Origin of the sequence: uncultured Ramlibacter sp. (assembly GCF_936925435.1) — a bacterium.
Lineage (GTDB): Bacteria > Pseudomonadota > Gammaproteobacteria > Burkholderiales > Burkholderiaceae_C > Ramlibacter.
Genome location: NZ_CAKZHQ010000007.1, coordinates 15,044 through 37,371 on the forward strand (window position 1 = coordinate 15,044; position 22,328 = coordinate 37,371).

Here is a 22,328-nt window from a genome sequence, read left to right on the forward strand (position 1 = left end):
ACTGGCTACACTGGACGGGACAGGAGACACATTTCCCCATGGCCACCCAAGAACAGCTGCTCGCCGCCCTGGCGGGCGTCATCGATCCCAACACCGGCAAGGACTTCGTCAGCACCAAGGCCCTCAAGAACCTGCAGATCACGGGCGCTGACGTCGCCTTCGAGGTCGAACTCGGTTATCCCGCCAAAAGCCAGATCCCGGCGCTGCGCACCGCCCTGGTGGCCGCCGCCAAGGGCGTGGCCGGCGTGGCCAACGTCTCGGCCACCATCCACACCAGGGTGGTCGCCCATGCGGCCCAGCGCGGCGTGGCCCTGTTGCCGGGCGTGAAGAACATCATCGCCGTGGCCTCGGGCAAGGGCGGCGTGGGCAAGAGCACCACGGCCGCCAACCTGGCGCTGGCGCTGGCCGCCGAGGGCGCCGCCGTCGGCCTGCTCGACGCCGACATCTATGGCCCCAGCCAGCCCATGATGATGGGCATCGAGGGCCGGCCGCAAAGCGAGGACGGCAAGACCATGGAGCCGATGGAGAACCACGGCGTGCAGGTCATGTCGATCGGTTTCCTGGTCAACCAGGACGAGGCCATGATCTGGCGCGGCCCCATGGCCACCCAGGCGCTGGAGCAGCTGCTGCGCCAGACCAACTGGAAGGAGCTGGATTACCTGATCGTCGACCTGCCGCCGGGCACGGGCGACATCCAGCTCACGCTGAGCCAGCGCGTGCCCATGACCGGCGCGGTGATCGTCACTACGCCGCAGGACATCGCCTTGCTGGACGCGCGCAAGGGCATCAAGATGTTCGAGAAGGTCGGCGTGCCCATCCTGGGCATCGTCGAGAACATGGCGGTCCATGTGTGCAGCCAGTGCGGCCATGCCGAACACATCTTCGGCGAAGGCGGTGGCAAGCGCATGGCCGACGACTACAAGATGGACTACCTGGGCGCGCTGCCGCTGGACATCAACATCCGGCTGCAGGCCGACAGCGGCAAGCCCACCGTGGTGGCCGACCCCGACGGCAGCGTGGCCGCCATCTACAAGGCCGTGGCGCGCCAGGTGGCGATCAAGATCGCCGCCAAGGCCAAGGACTTCTCCGCCAGGTTCCCGACCATCACGGTCAGCAAGGACACCTGAACTGAGCGCCACCGGTCCGATCCGCGCACTACCCCCTGCCCAAAAGGCCGCGGCACTGCTACCCTAGCGAAGGCGGCGTCTTGGGAGCGTCGGGTGGTCCGGATGAAAACTTCCGTATTGAAAATTGCATCCGTGTTGCTGGCCGTGGCCTGCCTGGCGTCGGCTGGCGCAGCGCATGCCGACAACCTGATGGCCGTCTGGCGCGCCGCCCAGGTCCGTGACCCCGCCTTTCTGGCCGCACGGCAGACCATGCAACTGGCCCAGCAGCGCGCCACCCTGTTCGCTTCCAATTCGGAACAGGCTCAGGCCCACCTGCAGGTGGCCAGAGAGCGCTTCCGGCTCGCCGAACAGGAACTGACCCTGCGCGTCGCGCGCAGTTATTTCGACACCTTGTCCGCGCGCGAGGGCGCCGATCTGGCCCTGGCCCAGCTCAATGCCATGGCGCAGCAGTTGCGTACGGTGCAGCGTGGCACCGAGATGGGGGTGGGCAGCGAGGCCGAGGTGCGCGAGGCGCGCGTGCGCTTCGACGCCGCCCGCGCCCAGCGCGTGGCCGCCATGCGCGAGCTGGAGCTGCGCAGCGCCGAACTCGAAAAGATCGCCGGCCGCATGCCCGAGCAGCTCGACGGGCTGCGCATGGACGCCGCGCTGTGGTCGCCCGAGCCTGCCGATCCGGTGTTCTGGACCTCGCTGGCCAGCGAATCGAATCCGCGCGTGCGTTTGCACAAGGCAAGTCTGGAAGCGGCGGTGCAGGAGGTGGAGCACCAGCGCGACAACGGCTCGCCCAGCGTCGACATCACCGCCAACCGCTCCCGTATCTTCAGCGACGGCAGCCTGTCCACGCCGGCCGAGATGGCAGTGCGCGCGCGCTCCGCGCAACTGGGCTTTGTGCTCACGGTGCCCTTGGAAGACAACGCACCCGAGTCGCGCCTGCGCGAGGCGCAGGCCTTGCAGGAGCGTTCGGAGGCCGAACTGGCCGTGGTACGTGGCCAGGCCGCGGCCCAGGCGGAGCAGGCCTTCAGCGGCGTGGTCCAGGGGCTGGCGCGCTCGCAGGCGTTGTCCGATGCGGCCCGGGCCGGCCGGCGGACGCTGGAGGGCCTGCAGGCCGGCCTGCGTGCCGGTGCCCGGCTGCGCACCGACGTCCTGGCCGCAGTGCAGCAGTTCTACTCGGCTGAGCGTGACTGGTTCAAGGCGCGCATCGAGGCCGTGGTGCAGGGCCTGCAGCTCAAGGCCGCGGCGGGCCGGCTCGATGAGGCCGAAATGGCACGCCTCAATGCCATGTTGGGCGGCCTGCCGGCCGCACCGGCGGCCGCGCCTGTGGTGTCCAACGCCACGGCGCATTGAGCCGCGCGCTACCATCACCGCATGACTCCCGCAGCAGCTTCGGCCTTTCAAGTCAGCGCTGCGCAGGCCGCGCGGCGTCCCGCCGTGCAGGTGGCCGTGGTCATGCGCCGCGAGCGCATCAACAACCGCTGGCAGCCCTGGCGCTGGTCGCTGGCCGAGGTCGTGCCGCACGAAGCCGCATTCGGTGAGCAGCCGCGCCTGCTGTTCAAAAGCGATGACGAGGAGCGCTGGCTGCACCCGGACTTTCTGGTGGAGCTGTTCCGCGACGATGCCGAGGGCTACCACCTGAATGTCACGACCCAGGCGCCCTGCTGGTTCGTGCTCTGGCGCATGGAGGAGGAAGCCAGCCTGGCCGACGAACCCATGCCGCGGCCGGTGATGGTTTCGCTGAGTTACCACGACGCCGGCCGCTGGCTGGATGCGCAGGAGACGGTGGAGCAGGTTAGCGCGCCGGCGCACGTGGTGGAGTGGATGCGCGCCTTTGTCGCCGAGCACTACGTCATCGAACCCAAGAAGCGCCAGCGGCCTGTCAGCTTCCAGCCCCTGCAGGACCGCTTCGGCAACCCGGCTGCCGTGTCGACGCAAAAGAAATTCGGCGGGGGCTCCGATGGCTGACGGCTTCCTGGGCCGCTGGTCGCGCCGCAAGCGCGATGCCGAGGCGGGCAAGCCGCTGCCGCCGGAGCCCGAGCCAGCCGCGCAGCCGCAGGCTGTCATCCCCGCGCAGGCGGGGACCCAGGGTATTGCAGAGCCAGAAACCCCCCTGCCTCCACCGCCCACGCTGGACGACGTGAAGGCGCTGACGCCCGAATCCGACTTCTCGGCCTTCGTCGGCCGCGGTGTCGACCCGCAGGTCAAGAACGCCGCGATGAAGAAGCTGTTCGCTGATCCGCACTACAACATCATGGACGGCCTGGACACCTACATCGACGACTACTCCAAGCCCGACCCCATCCCCGCGGCCTGGCTGCGGCAGATGGCCAGCGCGCAGTTCCTGGGCCTGTTCGACGACGAAGACAAGGACAAGCCGCAGCCCGGCGATGCTGGGGAACATGCGGATACGCCCGCTGCCGCTGTCATGGCACAGTCGGAGCTATGCAATGAATTTCCTAGCCAGCCCGATGGCCCAGCGCCATCGGCCAGCCACACCGACCATGCCGACCCTGATCTGCGACTGCAACAAGACAATGCCCCTCCAGGCCAAGGCCCTGGGGGCGGCCCTCGGTGAACCGCTGACCCTGCACAGCACGTTGTGCCGCCGCGAAGCCGGCGCCTTCCAGCAGGCGATCCGCTCGGGCGATGAAGTGGTCGTCGCCTGCACCCAGGAAAAGCGTCTGTTCGCCGAACTCGGGACGCAGACCGAGGGCGCCGTCTCACCGGTGCGCTTCGTCAACATCCGCGAGACCGGCGGCTGGAGCCGCGATGCTGCCCAGGCCATGCCCAAGATGGCCGCGTTGCTGGCGGCAGCCCGCCTGCCCGAGCCCGAGCCGGTGGTCACCGTGACCTACAAGAGCAGCGGCCGCCTGCTGGTGATCGGCCCACTCGAAGATGCCGAGCGCGCCGCCGCCATGCTGGCCGACGTGCTGGACGTGACGCTGTTCGCCCAGGGCGGCGCCGGCGCGCAGGAGCGGCGCTACCCGGTGCTGGGCGGACGCATCGATAGCCTGGCCGGCTGGCTGGGCGCTTTCGAACTGAAGTGGTCGCAGGGCAACCCGATCGACCTGGACCTGTGCACCCGCTGCAATGCCTGCGTGGCAGCCTGCCCCGAAGGCGCGATCGGCCTGGACTACCAGGTCGACATGGACAAATGCCAAAGCCACCGCGCCTGCGTGAAGGCCTGCGATGCCGCCGGCGCCATCGATTTTGGCCGCACACCGCAGGCCGCGACCGAGAACTTCGACCTGGTGCTGGATTTGCGCGCCGCCCCGGCCTTCGCGCAGCACGCGCCGCCGCAGGGCTACTTCCATTGGGATGGGCGCGAGCTGGCCACCTTGCTCAAGCTGCGTGAGCTGGTGGGCGAGTTCGACAAGCCGAAATTCTTCAACTACAAGCAAAAGCTCTGCGCCCACAGCCGCAACGAAACGGTGGGCTGCAAGGCCTGCATCGAGATCTGTTCGGCCCTGGCCATCAGCAGCGACAAGAGCCGGCAACAAATCAAGGTCAATCCCAATCTCTGCGTGGGCTGCGGTGCCTGCACCACGGTCTGTCCCACGGGCGCGCTGACCTACACCTATCCGCGGGCCAACGAGCAGGGCCTGAAGTTCAAGACCCTGCTGTCGGCCTATGCCGGCGCGGGCGGCAAGGACGCGGCGCTGCTGCTGCACAGCCAGGAGCGCGGCCAGGCCCTGGTGCAGGACCTGGGCCGCGCCGCGCAGCTGGGCCAGGCCCAGGGTGTGCCGGCCCGCGTGATCCCGGTGGCCGTGTGGCACACAGCAAGCACCGGCATCGACCTGTGGCTGTCGGCCATCGCCCTGGGCGCCAGACAGGTCGCGGTGCTGGTCACCCGGGAAGAGGCGCCGCAGTACATCGAAGGCGTGAAGGCGCAGATGGACGTGGCCCAGACCATCCTCAACGGCCTGGGCTACACCGGCAGCCACCTTCAGCTGCTGTGGGCGGATGCGCCGGCGGATCTGGACCGTGCCTTGCAGGCCCTGGCGCAAACCCGCCAGGGCGGACCGGCCACGCCGGCGCGCTTTGCCGTCGGACAGGAAAAGCGCGGCACGCTGGAGATGGCGCTGGACCATCTGGTCGAACATGCGCCGGCGCGGCCCGAGGCGATCGCGCTGCCCGCCGCCTCGCCCCTGGGCACGATAGCGGTGAACAAGGACAAGTGCACTCTGTGCCTGAGCTGCGTCAGCGCCTGCCCGGCCAGCGCGCTGCAGGACAACCCGCAGCTGCCGCAGCTGCGCTTCATCGAGAAGAACTGCGTGCAGTGCGGCCTGTGCGCCAGCACCTGCCCGGAAGATGCGATCACGTTGCAGCCGCGCCTGCTGCTGACGCCGGCGCGCAAGGAGGCACGCGTGCTCAACGAAAGCCAGCCTTATGGCTGCGTGCGCTGCGGCAAGCCCTTCGGCACGCTCAAGGCCATCGAGGCCATGCTGGGCAAGCTCGCCGGCCACTCCATGTTCCAGGGCCAGGCCCTGGAACGCCTGAAGATGTGCGGCGACTGCCGCGTGATCGACATTTATTCGGCGCAGAACGAAGCCAAGATCACCGACCTATGAACCAACAGATTCCCGTGTCATCAGCGCTGGACGAAGAGACGGCGCGTGCCGAGATCTACGGCCTGCTGGCCCAGTTGTACTACGCCGTGCCTGCGCCACAACTGCTGGAGGCGCTGCGTGTCGCGGCCACCGAAGCGCCGGCGGCCGGCGGCTTTCTCGAAGAGCCCTGGCGTGCACTGGTGGGCGTGGCGCGCGCAATGGGCGACGCCGAAATCGCGCGCGAATACGATGCGCTGTTCGGCGGCGTCGGCAAGCCCGAGGTGTACCTGTTTGGTTCTCACTACCTCAGCGGCTTCCTCAATGAAAAGCCGGTGGCCCGTCTGCGCACCGAGCTCGCTGCGCTCGGTCTGGAGCGCGACGAAGCCATGCCGGAAACGGAGGACCATGTGGCCTACCTGTGCGAGGTGATGCGCTACCTGATCGCCGGCGACGACGTGGCAGTGGCCAATCTCACGCGGCAACGCAACTTCTTCGCGGCGCATCTGCAGCCCTGGGTCACCGCGTTGTGCGATGCAATAGAGATGCAGCCCAAAGCACGCTTTTACGCAGCACTTGCCGGCTTCACGCGCGCCTTCGCCAGCGTTGAAGCGCAGGGCTTCGACATGTTGACGTGAAGCCCCCGCGTTTTCCCCTAGGTTTGCACTGTCGTTTTTGCATGCAAACGATTGCGACGCGCGGTGCACTCGTCTAGAGTATGCAAAGCAGTTCATAGCCCCGCGATCCAACGGAGACATCCATGACGGAAAGCCAGCCAAAACCATCACGCCGCGGATTCGTTCTTGGCGCCGCCACCGCCGGCGCCGCAGCAGCAGCCGTCGTTGCGCTGCCCCAAGCCCAGCAGGCCGCCGTCCCGGCGGCCCAGACCAAGGAGCCCCCCGCGCGAGGCGGCGGCTACCAGCTGACGGACCACGTCAAGCAGTACTACAAAACGACCCGCATCTAACTCCTGTCCGCGAGGAGAGTCCCCATGCTATTGACCAAAAAAACGGGTGCCGCCCAGGCCGGCGCCTCCGCGCGCCTTTCCGAGGCTGCACGTTCCCCCTTTGTCCACAGCCTGCAGCGCGGCCTGTCGACAGCGCTGCCCACCATGGACCGGCGCGTCTTCCTGCGCCGCTCCGGGCTGGGTGTGGGCGTGGGCATCGCCGCCTCCAGCCTGACGCTGGTGAAGAAGGCGCGCGCCGCCGACGGCAAGGGGCCGGGCATTGGCCAGGGCAAGATCGAAGTCAAGCGCACGGTCTGCAGCCACTGCTCGGTGGGCTGCGCCGTCGACGCGGTTGTGGAGAACGGCGTCTGGGTGCGCCAGGAGCCGGTCTTCGATTCGCCCATCAACCTGGGCGCGCACTGCGCCAAGGGCGCGGCGCTGCGCGAACACGGCCACGGCGAGTTCCGCCTGCGCTACCCGATGAAGCTGGTCAACGGCAAGTACGAGCGCATCAGCTGGGACACAGCCCTGTCCGAGGTCAGTGCCAAGATTCTGGAGCTGCGCAAGAGCAGCGGTCCGGACTCGGTCTATTGGGTGGGTTCGTCCAAGCACAACAACGAGCAGGCGTATCTGATGCGCAAGTTCGTCAGCTTCTTCGGCAGCAACAACTGCGACCACCAGGCCCGGATCTGCCACTCGACCACGGTGGCCGGTGTGGCCAACACATGGGGCTACGGCGCCATGACCAATTCGTACAACGACATGCAAAACAGCAAGTGCGCGTTGTACATCGGCTCCAACGCCGCCGAGGCGCACCCGGTGAGCATGCTGCACATGCTGCACTCCAAGGAAAACGGCTGCAAGATGATCGTGGTCGACCCACGTTTCACGCGCACGGCAGCCAAGGCCGACGAGTACATCCGCATCCGCTCGGGCTCGGACATCCCGTTCCTGTTCGGCATGCTCTATCACATCTTCAGCAACGGCTGGGAAGACAAGAAGTACATCAACGACCGGGTCTACGGCATGGAAGACGTCAAGAAGGACGTGCTGGCCAAGTGGACGCCCGACAAGGTGGAAGAGGCCTGCGGCGTGCCCGAGGCCACGGTCTTCAAGGCGGCGCAGATGATGGCCATGAACCGGCCGTCCACCCTGGTGTGGTGCATGGGCCAGACCCAGCACACCATCGGCAATGCCATCGTGCGGGCCTCCTGCATCGTGCAGCTGGCGCTGGGCAACGTCGGCGTGTCCGGCGGCGGCGCCAATATCTTCCGCGGCCATGACAACGTGCAGGGCGCCACCGATGTGGGCCCGAATCCGGACTCGCTGCCCGGTTACTACGGCCTCGCCGAAGGCGCGTGGCGCCACTTCGCCAAGGCCTGGGACGTCGACTACGAGTGGATCAAGAAGCAGTTCGCCAATCCCGGCATGATGACCAAGCCGGGCATCACGGTGTCGCGCTGGATCGACGGCGTGATGGAAAAGAACGAGATGATCGACCAGGACTCCAACCTGCGCGCGGTCGTGTTCTGGGGCCATGCGCCCAATTCGCAGACCCGCGGCATCGAGATGAAGCGGGCCATGGACAAGCTGGACCTGCTGGTGGTGATCGACCCCTACCCGTCGGCCACGGCGGCGATGGCGGCCATGCCCGGCAAGCCGGAAGACCTCAACCCGAACCGCGCTGTCTACCTGCTGCCGGCCGCCACCCAATTCGAGACCAGTGGCTCGTGCACCGCGTCGAACCGCTCCATCCAGTGGCGCGAGAAGGTGATCGAGCCGCTGTGGGAAAGCCGCAGTGACCACATGATCATGTACCAGCTGGCCGACAAGATGGGCTTCGGCAAGGAGCTGGTCAAGAACTACAAGATGCAGAAGGTCAAGGGCCTGGACGAGCCCGTGCCCGAGGACATCCTGCGCGAGATCAACAAGTCGATGTGGACCATCGGCTACACCGGCCAGAGCCCGGAGCGCCTGAAGGCCCATATGCGCAACATGGGCAACTTCGACGTCAAGACGCTCAAGTCCAAGGGCGGCAAGGACAAGGAGACCGGCTACGACCTGAGCGGTGACTACTTCGGCCTGCCCTGGCCCTGCTTTGGCACGCCGGAACTCAAGCACCCGGGCTCGCCCAATCTGTACGACACCAGCAAGCACGTGATGGACGGCGGCGGCAACTTCCGCGCCAACTTCGGCGTGGAGCGGGGCGGCGTCAACCTGCTGGCCGAGGACGGCTCGCACTCCGTGGGCGCCGACATCACCACCGGCTATCCGGAGTTCGACCATGTGCTGCTCAAGAAGCTGGGCTGGTGGGACGAGCTGACGGATGCCGAGAAGGCCGCCGCCGAGGGCAAGAACTGGAAGACCGACAACTCCGGCGGCATCATCCGCGTGACCATGAAGAACCATGGCTGCCACGTCTTCGGCAACGCCAAGGCGCGCGCCGTGGTCTGGAATTTTCCGGATGGCATCCCGCAGCACCGCGAGCCGATCTACAGCACGCGGCCCGACCTGGTGGCCAAGTACCCCTCGCACGACGACAAAAAGGCCTTCTGGCGCCTGCCCACGCTGTACAAGACCATCCAGGACAAGAACGTGGCCGACAAGGTGGCGGAGAAATTCCCGCTCATCCTCACGTCCGGCCGGCTGGTCGAATACGAGGGCGGTGGCGAGGAAACCCGCTCCAATCCCTGGCTGGCCGAGCTGCAGCAGGAAGCCTTTGTGGAGATCAACCCCAAGGCAGCGGCCGCGCGCGGCATCCGCAACGGCGAGCGGGTCTGGCTGCACAGCCCGACCGGCGCCAAGCTCAACGTGCAGGCCATGGTGACCGAGCGGGTCGGGCCGGACACGGTCTGGATGCCCTTCCACTTCTCCGGCCGCTGGCAGGGCGCCGACATGCTGGCTTATTACCCCAACGGCGCGGCGCCGGTGGTGCGCGGCGAGGCGGTCAACACGGCGACGACCTACGGCTATGACAGCGTGACGATGATGCAAGAGACCAAGACCACGATCTGCAACATCGAAAAAGCGACAGCGTAAGAGGAGAACACCATGGCAAGAATGAAATTTGTCTGTGACGCCGAGCGCTGCATCGAGTGCAACGGCTGCGTCACCGCCTGCAAGAACGAGCACGAGGTGCCCTGGGGCGTGAACCGCCGGCGCGTCGTCACCCTCAACGACGGCGTGCCGGGCGAGAAGTCGATCTCGGTGGCCTGCATGCACTGCTCCGACGCCCCCTGCATGGCCGTGTGCCCGGTCAACTGCTTTTACCGCACCGACGAGGGCGTGGTGCTGCACGACAAGGACACCTGCATCGGCTGCGGCTACTGCAGCTATGCCTGCCCCTTTGGCGCGCCGCAGTTCCCCTCGGCCGGCACTTTCGGCGTGCGCGGCAAGATGGACAAGTGCACCTTCTGCGCCGGCGGCCCGGAGGCCAACGGCTCGCAGGCCGAGTTCGAGAAGTACGGCCGCAACCGGCTGGCCGAAGGCAAGCTGCCGGCCTGTGCCGAGATGTGCTCGACCAAGGCCCTGCTGGCCGGCGACGGCGACGTGGTGGCCGACATCTTCCGCAACCGCGTGGTCAAGCGCGGCAAGGGCGCCGAGGTCTGGGGCTGGGGCACGGCCTACGGGTCCAAGCAGGCCGGCCAGCCCGGTGGAGCCAAGTCATGAGGCGCGCCCTGTTGGCCATGGGCACCGTGCTGGCACTGGCCGCCTGCACCGAGAAGCCGCAGACGCTGGACAGCGGCGGCAAGCAGGACACGGCCTCCTTCCAGGGCACAGGCATGCCCTTCGTGGCGCCGGGCTGGAAGCCGGGCGACAAGATCAGCTGGGAGCAGCAGCTCAAGACCCGGGCGCAAAATGGGCAAAACGACTATGTCAAGGTCAATTAAGGCACTGGCCCCCGTCTTTGCTGCCTTGATTGCTACTGTTTTTGTAGCATTCGGGGCCTCGGCGCAGGACCGCCTGAAGGTCGAGCCGGTGAACCCGCCGCCGGCCGCGCAAGCTGCTCCAGCGCCGCAAGGCGGCATCCAGGGCCAGAACATCTTCGAGGTCAAGCCGGAGGTCAAGCCCGACGCCGACAAAGACCCGAAGTACATGCAGCAGAGCAACGGCGAGCGCACCAAGGTGCAGCCGGGCAACAACGCGCCGATGTGGCGCGCGGTGGGCTCGGGCGTCGAGGGCTATTCCAGCCTGCCCAAGAGCGAGGCTCCCGAGGCCGGCAACCTGATCCAGGGCTTCGTCCAGTACCCGGGCTCGCGCCTGACCAATGCCGGCGAGGCCTGGCGCCAGGTGCGCAACAACTGGATCATTCCCTACGGCGGCTCGTTGTTCCTGATCGTGCTGCTGGCGATCGCCATCTTCTACTTCACCAGGGGCACCATCGGCCAGCACGGCGCCGACACCGGCCGCAAGATCGAGCGCTTCACGCCCTTCGAGCGGGCCGCGCACTGGAGCAATGCCATCGCTTTCAGCGTGCTGGCGATCTCCGGCCTGGTGATGGCCTTCGGCAAGTTCTTCCTGCTGCCGGTGATGGGCGGCACGCTGTTCGGCTGGCTGACCTGGCTGCTCAAGACCGCGCACAACTTCGCCGGCCCGCTGTTCACCGTGTCGCTGGTCATCGTTTTCCTGACCTTTCTGCGCGACAACTGGCCGCAGCGCGGCGACCTGGGCTGGCTGCTCAAGGCCGGCGGACTGCTGGGCAAGACGTCCCACGAGCCGCCGTCCAACCGCTTCAACGCCGGCGAGAAAGCCATCTTCTGGGGCGGCGTGTTCCTGCTGGGCAGCATCGTCGTCGCCTCGGGCCTGGTGCTGGACAAGCTCATCCCCGGCCTGGTCTATGAGCGCGCCACCATGCAGATCGCCAACATGGTCCACGGCGTGGCCACGGTGTTGATGATGTGCCTGTTCGCCGGCCACATCTACCTGGGCACGCTGGGCATGCGCGGCGCCTACAGCGCCATGCGCAGCGGCTACGTGGACGAGACCTGGGCCAAGGAACACCACGCCTACTGGTACGAGGACATCAAGGCCGGCAAGATCCCCGCCCAGCGCAGCCAGCCGCCGTCTTCCATCCCCGACGCCACGGACAACGTGCGTCCCGCCTGAGAGGATTCATGCGATGAAGCACTTCCTGATTCCCGCCGTCCTGGTGGCCGCCTGCGGCCTGGCAGCGGCCAAGATCCCGGCGCCCGTGCTGGACGACGCGGCCAAGGCCAAGGCGGCGGAAGCCGCGGCCAAGACCGCCTGGCAGGGCAAGGTCGACAACTGGCAGCTGTGCAAGGCGCAGGACAAGGTGGCCGCGCAGTACCGCAAGACGGCCGGCATGGTGCCGGCCAAGGACCTCAAGGATGCCAAGGCAGCGGCGCCGACGGCTCCTGCAGCGCCCGTGGCGGCCGCTTCCGCCGCAGGCACACCGGTCGCAGCCGCGCCGGTGATCGCGCCCTGCACCGACCCCGGTCCATTTGCCTACACCCCGCCCGAGCAAAAGCCCCTGGAGGCTTCGGGCGCGCATTCGCCGCCCGGCACGGCATCGAGCCCGCCCAGCACCAAGACGCCTGCGGCTGCGATGGACCCGGCCAAGAAGTCCTGAGCCTTCTGTCAGGGACGCCGGTGCCGCCCTGCGGCGCCGGCGTCTGCTTTTTTGCGGTAGCCTTCCCGCCATGTCCCTGCCAGTCCTGACCGAGGCGCGCGCGCCGCTGACCCAAGAGATCGCCACCCTCAACGAGCACGGCGAGCAGGAAAGCCATTCCATCCCGGCCGAACGCGACCTCACGGTCTACGTCGACAAGCGCGAACTGGTGACGCTGATGACCCTGGGCGCCCGGCCCGAGTGGCTGGTGCTGGGCTACCTGCGCAACCAGCGTCTGGTGCAATCTGTCGACGAGGTCGAGTCGGTGACCGTGGACTGGGACGTGAACTCGGCCGCGGTCAAGACCCGCGCCGGCATCGACCGCATCGAGGAGCGCACCTCGCGCCGCGTGGTGACCACAGGCTGCGGCCAGGGCAGTGTGTTCGGTGGTCTGATGGACGAGGTCGATTCCATCGCCCTGCCCGAAGGCACGCTCACGCAAGCGCAGCTCTATGGCATCGTCAACGTCATCCGGCTGCAGGAGAGCACGTACAAGTCGGCCGGCTCGGTCCATGGCTGCGCGCTGTTTCGTGGCGAGGAGATGCTGCTGTTTGTCGAGGACGTGGGCCGCCACAACGCCATCGACACGATTGCTGGCTGGATGTGGCTGAACCCCGACGCCCTCATGCCGCGCGCCGGCGAGCCCTTCGTGTTCTACACGACCGGGCGGCTGACCAGCGAGATGGTGATCAAGTCGGCGCAGATGGGCGTGGCCATCGTGGTCTCGCGCAGCGGCATCACCCAGATGGGCCACCAGATCGCCCAGCGACTGGGCCTGTGCGCCATCGGCCGCGCCACCAACAAGCGCTTCCTGTGCTACACCGCACCCGAGCGCCTGCAGCTGCAGCCCGGCCTGGCGGGACCCAAGCTGCGCGCCGCCTGAGCTTGCCTGCGGCGTCGCTGGCATGATGGCCGGCCATGACGGAATCCATATCTTCTGAACCAGCGGCAGCCACGCGCCTGCCGCTGCGCACCTGGCTGGGCGAAGGCCTGCGCGCCAGCATCTTCCTGCCCGCTCGTGTCGCCACCGCCTTGCCGACGCCTTTGCAACTGGCCGCCGTGGTGGCGTTGGTGGCCCTGCTGGAGATCGGCCTGGGACGGCTGGAGATCCCCGGCCCGGCCAGTTTCGACCTGCGCGGCTGGCTGGCGCCCTGGTGGAGCACGGCCGCCATCTTGTTCCTGGCCTGGTGGGCGCTGCCCGCCGCTGGGTCGCAGCGGTCGCCGGGCCTGGCCGCCTGGTTCCTGCTGTGGACCGCCGGCCTGCTGCCCGCCACCCTGGTGTCGCTGGCGCTGGGCATCGTCCAGGGCCAGGATGCAGCGCCGGACTGGTTGGGCCAGGCCTGGGCGGCCTGGGGCCTGTACCTGGGGCTGTGGGCCTGGACCATCGCCGTGTCGCTGCGCCTGGGCCGCCAGTTCGGCGCGCCCTGGCCGCGCCTGGTCTGGCTGGGCCTGGGGCTGGTGGCTGTGTATGCGGTGATGGTCTGGCAGTTCCCCGACCGTCCCTGGCAGGCCGACACCAGCGGCGAGCCCGATCCGCCGCGGCTGGAGCTCAGCCAGGAGGCCTTCGAGGCGCAGCAGGCGCTGTGGAGCAAGTCGGTGGCCGAACTGGCGCCCGAGCGGCCCGGCGTGGCCGAGGTCTACGGCCTGGTCTTCGCGCCCTATGCGCGCGAGGACGTCTTCCTGCGCGAGAGCAGCATGGTGGCGCGATTGCTGGCCGAGCGCTTCGACGCCCAGGGCCGGGTGCTGCACCTGGTCAACCACGTCGACACCGTCCAGACCCATCCCTGGGCGACACCGCTGAATCTGGAGCGCGCCATCGAGGCCCTGGCCGGTCGCATGGACCGCGACAACGACGTGCTGGTGGTCTACCTGACCTCGCACGGCGCCAGCGACTACCAGCTGGCGGCCGCGCACTGGCCGCTGGAGGTGGGCACGGTCAGCCCCGGCGAGCTGCGCCAGGCCCTGGACAAGGCCGGCATCCGCAACCGCGTGATCGCCATTTCGGCCTGCTATTCCGGCGGCTGGGTCGGCCCGCTGTCGGGCGACAGCACCCTGCTGATGACCGCCGCCGACGCCACCCACACCTCATATGGCTGCGGGCGTCTGTCCGAACTCACCTTCTTCGGCCGCGCCGTATTCGACGAGCAACTGCGCAAGACGCATTCCTTCGAGCAGGCCTTTGCTGCCGCCGTGCCGCTGATCCGCCAGCGCGAGATCGACGCCGGCAAGGACGACGGTTTTTCCAACCCGCAGATCAGCGTGGGCGAAAAGATCCGCCCCGTGCTGCAGGCGCTGCAGCAGCGGCTGGACAGCCGCTAGGGTTCAGGCTCATCCAGGCTTAACTCTTTGCGGCTAAGGTCGCAGCCATGAACATCCTGCGGCCGCGCCATTCGCTCCTTGCCTGCCTGCTCGCGCTGGCCGGTTGCAGCACCTCCGATGGTTTCCAGAACATGGCCAACGCCGACATCGCGCCGGCGCAGAGCCCGATGAAGATCTGGTGGCGGGTGTTGACCGAATCCAAGGTGGGGACGGTGCCGGTCGATCCGGTGCCGGTGCAGCCGCTGACCCGCGCGGCGCTGGACGCGCTGGACCCCAAGGGCGTGCACATCGTGCGGCTGGGCCATTCCTCGCATTTGCTCAAGCTGGAGGGCAAGTACTGGCTGATCGACCCGGTCTTCAGCGAGCGCGCTTCGCCCGTGCAGTGGGCCGGACCGCGGCGCTTCCATCCTTCGCCGATCGCGCTGGCCGACCTGCCGCCCATCGAGGGCCTGATCCTCTCGCACGACCACTACGACCACCTGGACCGCGCCACCATCGAGGCGCTGGCCCTGAAGGTGCAGCGCTACTACGTGCCCACCGGCGTGGGCGCGCGGCTGCAGTCCATGCAGGTGCCGGCCGAGCGCATCCAGGAGCTGGGCTGGTGGCAGGCTGCCACGCACGGTGGCGTGCAGCTGACGGCCGCGCCGTCCCAGCATTTCTCGGGCCGCAGCCTGACCGACCGCAACGCCACGCTGTGGGCCTCGTGGCTGATCCGCGCCGGCGGCCGTCTGGTGTTCTACAGCGGCGACAGCGGCTACTTCCCGGGCTTCCGCCAGATCGGCGAGCGCTTCCCCGGCATCGACCTGGCGCTGATCGAGAATGGCGCCTATGACAAGGACTGGCCGCAGGTGCACATGACGCCGGAGGAAAGCATCCGCGCGTTCGAGGACCTGAAAGCCAAGACGCTGTACAGCGTGCACAACAGCACCTTCGACCTGGCCTTCCATCCCTGGCGCGAGCCCATGGACCGGCTGGCTGCGCTGGCGTCCGCCAAGGGCATCGACCTGGCCACACCTGTGATCGGTGAGGTGATGAGCGTGGGCCAGCCGCGCAGCAACGCGCTGTGGTGGGCTAAGCTGCGTTGATGGACAAGGCCGGCGGCATTTCTTTCTGGCAGCTGGGTTGGCGCACCCTGTGGCGTGACCTGCGCGCCGGCGAGCTGCGTCTGCTGATCGTGGCGGTGACGCTGGCCGTGGCCGCGCTCACCGCCGTCGGCTTTTTTGCCGACCGACTCAAGGGCGGGCTGGCGCGTGATGCCCGCCAACTGCTGGGCGGCGACGCCGTGGTCTCCAGCGACAACCCCACACCCCAGGCCTTCATGGACAAGGCCCGTGCGCTGGGCCTGCAAAGCACGGTCACGCTGGGTTTCCCCACCATGGGCCGGGCCAGCGAGGCCCAGGGCGGCGCCAGCAAGCTGGTGGCGCTCAAGGCGGTCTCGCCGGGCTATCCCTTGCGCGGCAACCTGACCGTGGCGACGGCCCCCGAGACGCCGGGCGCCGTGACCCGCGAGGTGCCGGCCCGCGGCGAGGCCTGGGTCGACGCACCGCTGCTGGAAGCCATTGGCCTGAAGGCCGGCGACATGTTGCTGCTGGGCGATGCCCGGCTGCGCATCAGCCGCATCATCGTGCTCGAGCCCGACCGCGGCGGCGGCTTCATGAGCTTCGCGCCGCGGGTCATGGTCAACGCCGCCGACCTGCCGGCGACCCGCCTGATCCAGCCGGCCAGCCGCATCTCCTACCGCTTCGCCGTCGCCGGCAAGGACCGCGACGTGGCCGCCTTTGCCGATTGGGCGGCGCAGGAGGCGAAAAAGCGTGAAGTGAGCGGCCTGCGCGTCGAGTCGCTCGAGGGCGGCCGCCCCGAGATGCGCCAGACCCTGGACCGGGCCGAGAAATTCCTCAACCTGGTGGCCCTGCTGTCGGCGTTGCTCAGCGCAGTGGCGGTGGCGCTGGCGGCGCGCGGCTTTGCAGCCGGCCACCTGGACGATTGCGCCATGCTGCGCGTGCTGGGCCAGAGCCAGCGGACCATCGCCTGGAGCTATGCCTTCGAGTTCGCCCTGATCGGCCTGGCCGCCAGCGCGCTGGGCGTGGCCATCGGCTACGGCGTGCATTTCGTTTTTGTGCTGCTGCTGGCCGGCCTGGTGGAAGCGGCCCTGCCGGCCGCCAGCTTCTGGCCCGTGGCGTTCGGCCTGGGCATGGGCCTGACCCTGCTGTTTGCCTTCGGCCTGCCGCCGGTGCTGCAGCTGGCCCAGGTGCCGCCGCTGCGGGTGATCCGGCGTGACGTCGGCAACCTGCGGCCGGCCTCGGCCGCGGTGCTGGCCATTGGCGTGACCGGCTTTGCCGTGCTGCTGCTGGCCGCCAGCAGCGACCTGCTGCTGGGCGCCATCGCGGTGGGCGGTTTTGCCGGCGCCGTGCTGCTGTTTGCCGCGCTCAGCTGGCTGGCCGTCAAGGGCTTGCGGCTGGCGGTCAACGAGGCGACCGCGCCGCGCTGGCTGGTGTTGGCCACCCGCCAGATTTCGGCGCGGCCGGCCTATGCGGTGGTGCAGGTCAGCGCGCTGGCCGTGGGCCTGCTGGCCCTGGTGCTGCTGGTGCTGCTGCGCACCGACCTGATCGCCAGCTGGCGCCAGGCCACGCCGCCGGACGCACCCAACCGCTTCGTCATCAACGTCATGCCCGAGCAGAACCAGGCCTTCCAGCAGGCGCTGCGCGAGGCCGGTGTGCAGCGCTTCGACTGGTACCCCATGATCCGTGGCCGCCTGGTGGCGGTCAACGGCAAGGCAGTGGCGCCCGATGACTACACGGAGGACCGCGCAAAGCGCCTGGTCGACCGCGAGTTCAACCTCTCGCACAGCGCTGTCCAGCCGCCGCACAACGCGGTGGTGGCCGGCCGCTGGCAGGCTGAAGAAGCAGGCGCCATCAGCGTGGAAGAGGGCATCGCCAAGACCCTGGGCCTGAAGCTGGGCGACAGCCTGCGCTTTGACATCGGCGGCATCCAGGCCGAGTCCAGGATCACATCGCTGCGCAAGGTGGACTGGGGCTCGATGCGGGCGAATTTCTTTGTCATCTACCCGGTCAGCGCCATGGCCGACGTGCCGGTGACTTTCATGAGCGCCTTCCGCGCGCCCGACGGCAAGGGGTTCGACAACGCCCTGGTGCGGGCCTTCCCCAACATCACCAACGTCGACATGACCAGCACCATCAACCAGATCCAGGGCGTGCTGGACAAGGTGGTGCGCGCCATCGAGTTCCTGTTCGGCTTCACCCTGGCGGCCGGCGTGGTCGTGCTGTTCGCAGCGGTGACGGCCACGCGCGAAGAGCGGGCACGCGAGTTCGCCATCATGCGGGCCGTGGGCGCGCGTGCCAGCCTGCTGCGCCAGGTGCAGCGCGCCGAACTGGCCGGTGTCGGCCTGCTGGCGGGCTTCCTGGCCAGCATCGTGGCCTCCGTGGTGGGCTGGGCTCTGGCGCGCTGGGTGTTCGACTTCACCTGGACGGCCTCGCCCCTGGTGCCGCTGCTGGGCGCGCTGGCCGGCGCTGCACTGGCGCTGGCGGCCGGCTGGTGGGGCCTGCGCGAGGTGCTGACGCGGCCGGTGGTGGACACCCTGCGCCGCGCCGCCGAGTAAACCGGCCCCGGAAGAGGGCGCGACAATAGGGGGATGGCATCCCCGACCACCACCTCCTCCCCGGCGCCGCTGCGCCTGACCAGTTTTTCACACGGCGGCGGCTGCGGCTGCAAGATCGCGCCGGGTGTGCTGTCCGAGATCCTCAAGGGCAGCGCCGGCGGCATCATCCCGCCCGAGTTGCTGGTGGGCATCGAGACGGCCGATGACGCTGCTGTCTACAAGCTCAACGACGAACAGGCCCTGGTCGCGACGACCGACTTCTTCATGCCCATCGTCGACGACCCGTACGACTTTGGCCGCATCGCCGCCACCAATGCCATCAGCGACGTCTATGCCATGGGCGGCAAGCCCATCCTGGCCCTGGCCATCGTCGCCATGCCGGTCAACTCGCTGCCTGTGGCCGTGATCGGCGAGGTGCTGCGCGGCGGCAACGCAGTGTGCAAGGCGGCCGGCATCCCGATTGCCGGCGGCCACACCATCGACTCGGTCGAGCCGATCTACGGCCTGGTGGTGTTGGGCCTGGTGCATCCGGACAGGGTGCGGCGCAACCGCGACGCCCGTGCCGGCGACGTGCTGGTGCTGGGCAAGCCGCTGGGCGTGGGCGTGCTGTCGGCCGCGCTGAAGAAGGAGCAGCTCGGCGCCGCCGGCTATGAGCGCCTGGTCCGGGTCACGACCATGCTCAACACGCCGGGCACGGCGCTGGCCGCGCTCGACGGTGTGCATGCGCTGACCGACATCACCGGCTTTGGCATCGCCGGCCACACGCTGGAGCTGGCGCGCGGCGCCAGCCTGCGCGCCGTTCTGGACTGGGGCCGCGTGCCGCTGATCGAGGGCGTGGCCGAACTGGCGGCGCAAGGCTTCATCACCGGCGCGTCCGGGCGCAACTGGGCCGGCTATGGCGGCGAGGTGCAGCTCGATGCGGCGCTGCCGCCGCTGGCCCAGGCCCTGTTGTCCGATCCCCAGACCAGCGGTGGCCTGCTGGTCAGCTGCGCGCCCGAAGCCGTGGACCAGGTGCTGGCCATCTTCCGGGAGCAGGGCTTTGCCGATGCGGCCGTGGTGGGCCGCATGGAAGCGGGCGCGCCGGGCCTGGCTGTGCGCCCATGAAGGCGCCGGTGCGTGTCGCCGACCGCGGCGGCTTCGACATGCTGATCGATGCACGCTCGCCGGGCGAGTTCGCCATCGACCACATCCCGGGCGCCATCAACTGCCCGGTGCTCGATGACGAGGAGCGGCGCATCGTCGGCACCCTGTACAAGCAGCAGGGCGCCTTCGAGGCGCGGCGTGTGGGCGGCGCCATGGTCGCGGCCAATCTGGCGCGCCATCTGCGCGAGCAGTTCGGCGACAAGCCGGCCAACTGGAAGCCGCTGGTGTACTGCTGGCGCGGCGGCCTGCGCTCGGGCTCCATGACCACCTGGCTGCGCCTGGTGGGCTGGGACGCGCAGCAGCTGGCCGGCGGCTACAAGAGCTGGCGCCGCCACGTTATCGACCTGATCGACGCACTGGCGCCCACCTTGCCCATCACCGTGGTCTGTGGCGCCACTGGCAGCGCCAAGACCCGGGTGCTGCACGCGCTGGCGGCGCAGGGCGAGCAGGTGCTGGACCTGGAGGGGCTGGCCTGCCACAAGGGCTCGCTGCTGGGCGCGCTGCCGGACCGGCCCCAGCCCTCGCAGACCGCCTTCGAGACCCAGGTTGCCGCCGCGCTGGAACGGGTCGACCCGGCGCGGCCCCTGTATGTGGAAGGCGAGAGCCGTCGCATCGGCAAGATCAACGTGCCGCCGACCCTGGTCGAGCGCATGCGCGCCAGCCCCCTGATCGAGGTGCAGGCCAGCTTCCCGGCCCGCCTGGAGTACCTGCTGCGCGACTACGCCTACCTGGGCGAGCGGCCGCAATGGCTGTCGGACCAGCTGGGCATGCTCAAGGAAATGCACGGCAAGGAGGTCATTGCCGGCTGGCAGGCCATGGCCATGGCCGGTGATCTGCGCAGCCTGTTCGCCGAACTGGCGCAGCGCCACTACGACCCGGCCTACGCCAAATCGCAGCGCGCGCATTTCCGGCAGTGGGACCAGCGCGTGCCGGTGGCGACGGACGACTTGACGGACCAGGGTATCGAGGCGGTGGCGCGCGACGTGCGCGCGCTCAGGGCAGCACCAGCTTGATCACACCGCCGGGCGTGAGCACGGCCAGGGTCTTGGCGTCGATGAAGGCCAGGCCGCCTGGCTTGTAGAGCAGGCCGGGCAAGGGCCCCAGTTGCAGGCCGGGCGTGGACGCAACGCCGGCCACCGTGGTGGCCGGGCCGCCGGACTGGCTCTTGCGCTGCACGAAGTGGCCCCAGGTCTCGCCCACCCAGAAGTCACCACCGGCGTCCATGATGGAGACAAACGCGCCCTGGCTGGCGATGCCTCCGGTCAAGATCAGGGTTTCCTGACCTTGCGGATTGATCTTGAAATACAGCGCTCCCAGATAGGCATAGACGTTGCCAGCGGCATCGACTGACAGCCAGCGGGGTGCCAGGTTGTCGAAGAAAGTGCTGACCTGGCCGTCGGCCGTGATCTTGCGGATGGCGCCGTTGCCAGCGTCCGCCACGAACAGATTTCCATTGCCGTCCAGCGCCAAGCCCATAAGCCGCCTGAACAGCGCCGTGCTGGCCGGTCCGTTGACCATGCCCGCCAGGGAAGGGTCACCGGCAAGAGTGCGTACCACGCCGTCGGCCGTGATCTGCCGGACCGTGCCGGAGCTGGAGGTCGTCTCTGCCTGTTGGGGCGGCAGTGTGTTGTCAGTGACATACAGGCCGCCTTTGCCGTCCAGGACCAGCCCGGTGGGGTAGTGGAAGCGCGCCAGCGCGCCCGGGCCGTCGCGGCTGCCTGCTTCGGCCGCGCTGCCGGCCAAGGTGCTGACCTCGCCGCCGGGTGTGACCTTGCGCACCGCGTGGTTCATGGTGTCGGCGATGTAGAGGTTGCCAGCGTTGTCGGCAACCACGCTTTGCGGGTTGTCGAAGCGGGCGGCGCTGCCGCTGCCGTCGGCGAATCCCGTGACCGGCTGCAGCCCGGCAAAGGTGCTGACCGTGCCGTCCAGCGCGACCTTGCGCACAGCGTTGTTGCCGGCATCGGCGACATAGAGTTCACCGCCATGGAAGGCGATGGCCGACGGCCGTGTGAAGCGCGCCGCAGCGCCCACACCGTCGGCGTTGCCGGCCGCCTGCGGCGTGCCCGCCAAGGTGCTGACCAGGCCTGCCGGCGTGATCTTGCGGATGGTGTGGTTCGAGGTGTCGGCGACGTACAGATTGTTCAAGGGGTCGATGGCGATGCCGCGCGGCAGGTTGAAGCGCGCGGCTGCGCCGACCCCGTCGGTGCTGCCGGTGGCCGGCGCTGCGCCGGCGATGGTGGTGACCACACCTGCGGGCGTGACCTTGCGGACGGTGTTGTTGTAGGCCTCCGCCACATAGAGATTGCCCGAAGCGTCGATGGCCGTGCCGCCGGGCCCATTGAAGCTGGCAGCCGCGCCGGTGCCGTCCGCGCTGCCTCTGACGATCTGGAAGAAGCCCGGGGGCTTGGTGCCCGCCAGCACGCTGACTTCGCCGGCCGGCGTCACCTTGTTGATGTAGTTGCTGTGGGCGTCCGACGCATACAGATTGCCCGCCGCATCGAAAGCCACGCCCGAGTGCGGCACCTGGGAGCAGGTCGCGCTGCCGAACGCCAGGGTGTTGAGCAGGCCGGCGCTGCCTGGGAAGTCCGACACCGTGCCGTCCATGGAGACCCGGCGCACGCCGCAGACCTCGACCACGGTCAGCTCGCCGGTGGGCCCGACCACCAGATGGCCTGGTATCTGCAGGCCGGTGGCCAGCGTGCTGATCACTCCTGCGGGCGTGATCTTGCGCACCATGTCGTTGTCCGTGTCCGAGACATAGACGTTGCCTGCCGCGTCCACCGTGATGCCCTGCGGGTTGCGCAGATCGCTGGCCGGCGGACCGGCGAGCCGGCCGGCGACAGGGTAGAGGCCGGGCGCGGGCGGCTCGGAGCTGCCGCCGCCGCCGCAGGAAACCAGCGCCAGCACGGCGGTCGCGGCCAGCGCCGCAGCATGGATCAGTCGGTGCATGCAGTCTCCCGTTGGCAAAGACCACTTTAGCGCGGCCCGCCCCTGCCGTGGGGTTTGGTCC

19 protein-coding genes are annotated in these 22,328 nt (G+C 68.6%); 18 read left to right on the forward strand and 1 reads right to left on the reverse strand.

Features of this window, described 5'->3' with window-relative positions:
* The first annotated feature begins 38 nt into the window (after positions 1–38).
* The 18 genes from apbC to mnmH all read left to right on the forward strand — a co-directional run bounded on the left by apbC (position 39) and on the right by mnmH (position 20,331).
* A complete protein-coding gene (apbC, locus tag Q0632_RS06690) occupies positions 39–1,127 on the forward strand; it encodes an iron-sulfur cluster carrier protein ApbC (protein ID WP_298926124.1) in 1,089 nt (362 codons plus the stop codon).
* Between the two features lie 117 nt (positions 1,128–1,244).
* On the forward strand, positions 1,245–2,468 hold the full coding sequence (locus tag Q0632_RS06695; protein ID WP_298926126.1) for a TolC family protein: 1,224 nt from the start codon (positions 1,245–1,247) through the stop codon (positions 2,466–2,468).
* 21 nt (positions 2,469–2,489) lie between these two features.
* A complete protein-coding gene (locus Q0632_RS06700; RefSeq protein ID WP_298926129.1) occupies positions 2,490–3,083 on the forward strand; it encodes a DUF3305 domain-containing protein in 594 nt (197 codons plus the stop codon).
* On the forward strand, positions 3,076–3,693 hold the full coding sequence (locus Q0632_RS06705; RefSeq protein WP_298926132.1) for a DUF3306 domain-containing protein: 618 nt from the start codon (positions 3,076–3,078) through the stop codon (positions 3,691–3,693). The genes Q0632_RS06700 and Q0632_RS06705 overlap by 8 nt, the downstream gene beginning before the upstream one ends.
* Entirely contained in the window at positions 3,620–5,689 is a 2,070-nt protein-coding gene (locus Q0632_RS06710; protein ID WP_298926137.1) for a 4Fe-4S binding protein, read from the forward strand. Before Q0632_RS06705 ends, Q0632_RS06710 begins: the two co-directional genes overlap by 74 nt.
* Entirely contained in the window at positions 5,686–6,303 is a 618-nt protein-coding gene (locus Q0632_RS06715; protein WP_298926140.1) for a molecular chaperone TorD family protein, read from the forward strand. Before Q0632_RS06710 ends, Q0632_RS06715 begins: the two co-directional genes overlap by 4 nt.
* Positions 6,304–6,425: 122 nt before the next feature.
* Positions 6,426–6,632, forward strand: a complete 207-nt coding sequence (locus Q0632_RS06720; protein WP_298926143.1) for a twin-arginine translocation signal domain-containing protein — start codon at positions 6,426–6,428, stop codon at positions 6,630–6,632.
* Positions 6,633–6,656: 24 nt separating this feature from the next.
* Positions 6,657–9,650: a formate dehydrogenase subunit alpha gene (locus tag Q0632_RS06725; protein WP_298926146.1), complete on the forward strand. Its 2,994-nt coding sequence runs from the start codon at positions 6,657–6,659 to the stop codon at positions 9,648–9,650.
* A gap of 12 nt (positions 9,651–9,662) precedes the next feature.
* A complete protein-coding gene (gene fdh3B / locus Q0632_RS06730; RefSeq protein ID WP_298926149.1) occupies positions 9,663–10,280 on the forward strand; it encodes a formate dehydrogenase FDH3 subunit beta in 618 nt (205 codons plus the stop codon).
* Positions 10,277–10,501 carry a hypothetical protein gene (locus Q0632_RS06735; protein ID WP_298926152.1) on the forward strand — a complete coding sequence of 75 codons (225 nt, stop codon included), beginning with the start codon at positions 10,277–10,279 and terminating at the stop codon, positions 10,499–10,501. The genes fdh3B and Q0632_RS06735 overlap by 4 nt, the downstream gene beginning before the upstream one ends.
* Positions 10,485–11,717, forward strand: coding sequence for a formate dehydrogenase subunit gamma (locus tag Q0632_RS06740; protein ID WP_298926154.1), 1,233 nt, complete (start codon positions 10,485–10,487; stop codon positions 11,715–11,717). Before Q0632_RS06735 ends, Q0632_RS06740 begins: the two co-directional genes overlap by 17 nt.
* Before the next feature lie 13 nt (positions 11,718–11,730).
* Entirely contained in the window at positions 11,731–12,201 is a 471-nt protein-coding gene (locus Q0632_RS06745; protein ID WP_298926161.1) for a hypothetical protein, read from the forward strand.
* Positions 12,202–12,271: 70 nt separating this feature from the next.
* On the forward strand, positions 12,272–13,123 hold the full coding sequence (locus Q0632_RS06750; RefSeq protein ID WP_298926164.1) for a formate dehydrogenase accessory sulfurtransferase FdhD: 852 nt from the start codon (positions 12,272–12,274) through the stop codon (positions 13,121–13,123).
* A gap of 35 nt (positions 13,124–13,158) precedes the next feature.
* On the forward strand, positions 13,159–14,559 hold the full coding sequence (locus Q0632_RS06755; RefSeq protein ID WP_298926167.1) for a C13 family peptidase: 1,401 nt from the start codon (positions 13,159–13,161) through the stop codon (positions 14,557–14,559).
* 47 nt (positions 14,560–14,606) lie between these two features.
* Positions 14,607–15,644: an MBL fold metallo-hydrolase gene (locus tag Q0632_RS06760; protein WP_298926170.1), complete on the forward strand. Its 1,038-nt coding sequence runs from the start codon at positions 14,607–14,609 to the stop codon at positions 15,642–15,644.
* Positions 15,644–18,175: an FtsX-like permease family protein gene (locus Q0632_RS06765; protein ID WP_298926173.1), complete on the forward strand. Its 2,532-nt coding sequence runs from the start codon at positions 15,644–15,646 to the stop codon at positions 18,173–18,175. The genes Q0632_RS06760 and Q0632_RS06765 overlap by 1 nt, the downstream gene beginning before the upstream one ends.
* A gap of 33 nt (positions 18,176–18,208) precedes the next feature.
* Positions 18,209–19,279 carry a selenide, water dikinase SelD gene (gene selD / locus Q0632_RS06770; protein WP_298926176.1) on the forward strand — a complete coding sequence of 357 codons (1,071 nt, stop codon included), beginning with the start codon at positions 18,209–18,211 and terminating at the stop codon, positions 19,277–19,279.
* Positions 19,276–20,331 carry a tRNA 2-selenouridine(34) synthase MnmH gene (gene mnmH, locus Q0632_RS06775; RefSeq protein WP_298926179.1) on the forward strand — a complete coding sequence of 352 codons (1,056 nt, stop codon included), beginning with the start codon at positions 19,276–19,278 and terminating at the stop codon, positions 20,329–20,331. The genes selD and mnmH overlap by 4 nt, the downstream gene beginning before the upstream one ends.
* On the opposite strand, the gene Q0632_RS06780 is transcribed toward mnmH, so the two are convergent.
* Entirely contained in the window at positions 20,312–22,267 is a 1,956-nt protein-coding gene (locus Q0632_RS06780) for a hypothetical protein (protein ID WP_298926183.1), read from the reverse strand. The genes mnmH and Q0632_RS06780 overlap by 20 nt on opposite strands.
* Positions 22,268–22,328: the final 61 nt, after the last annotated feature.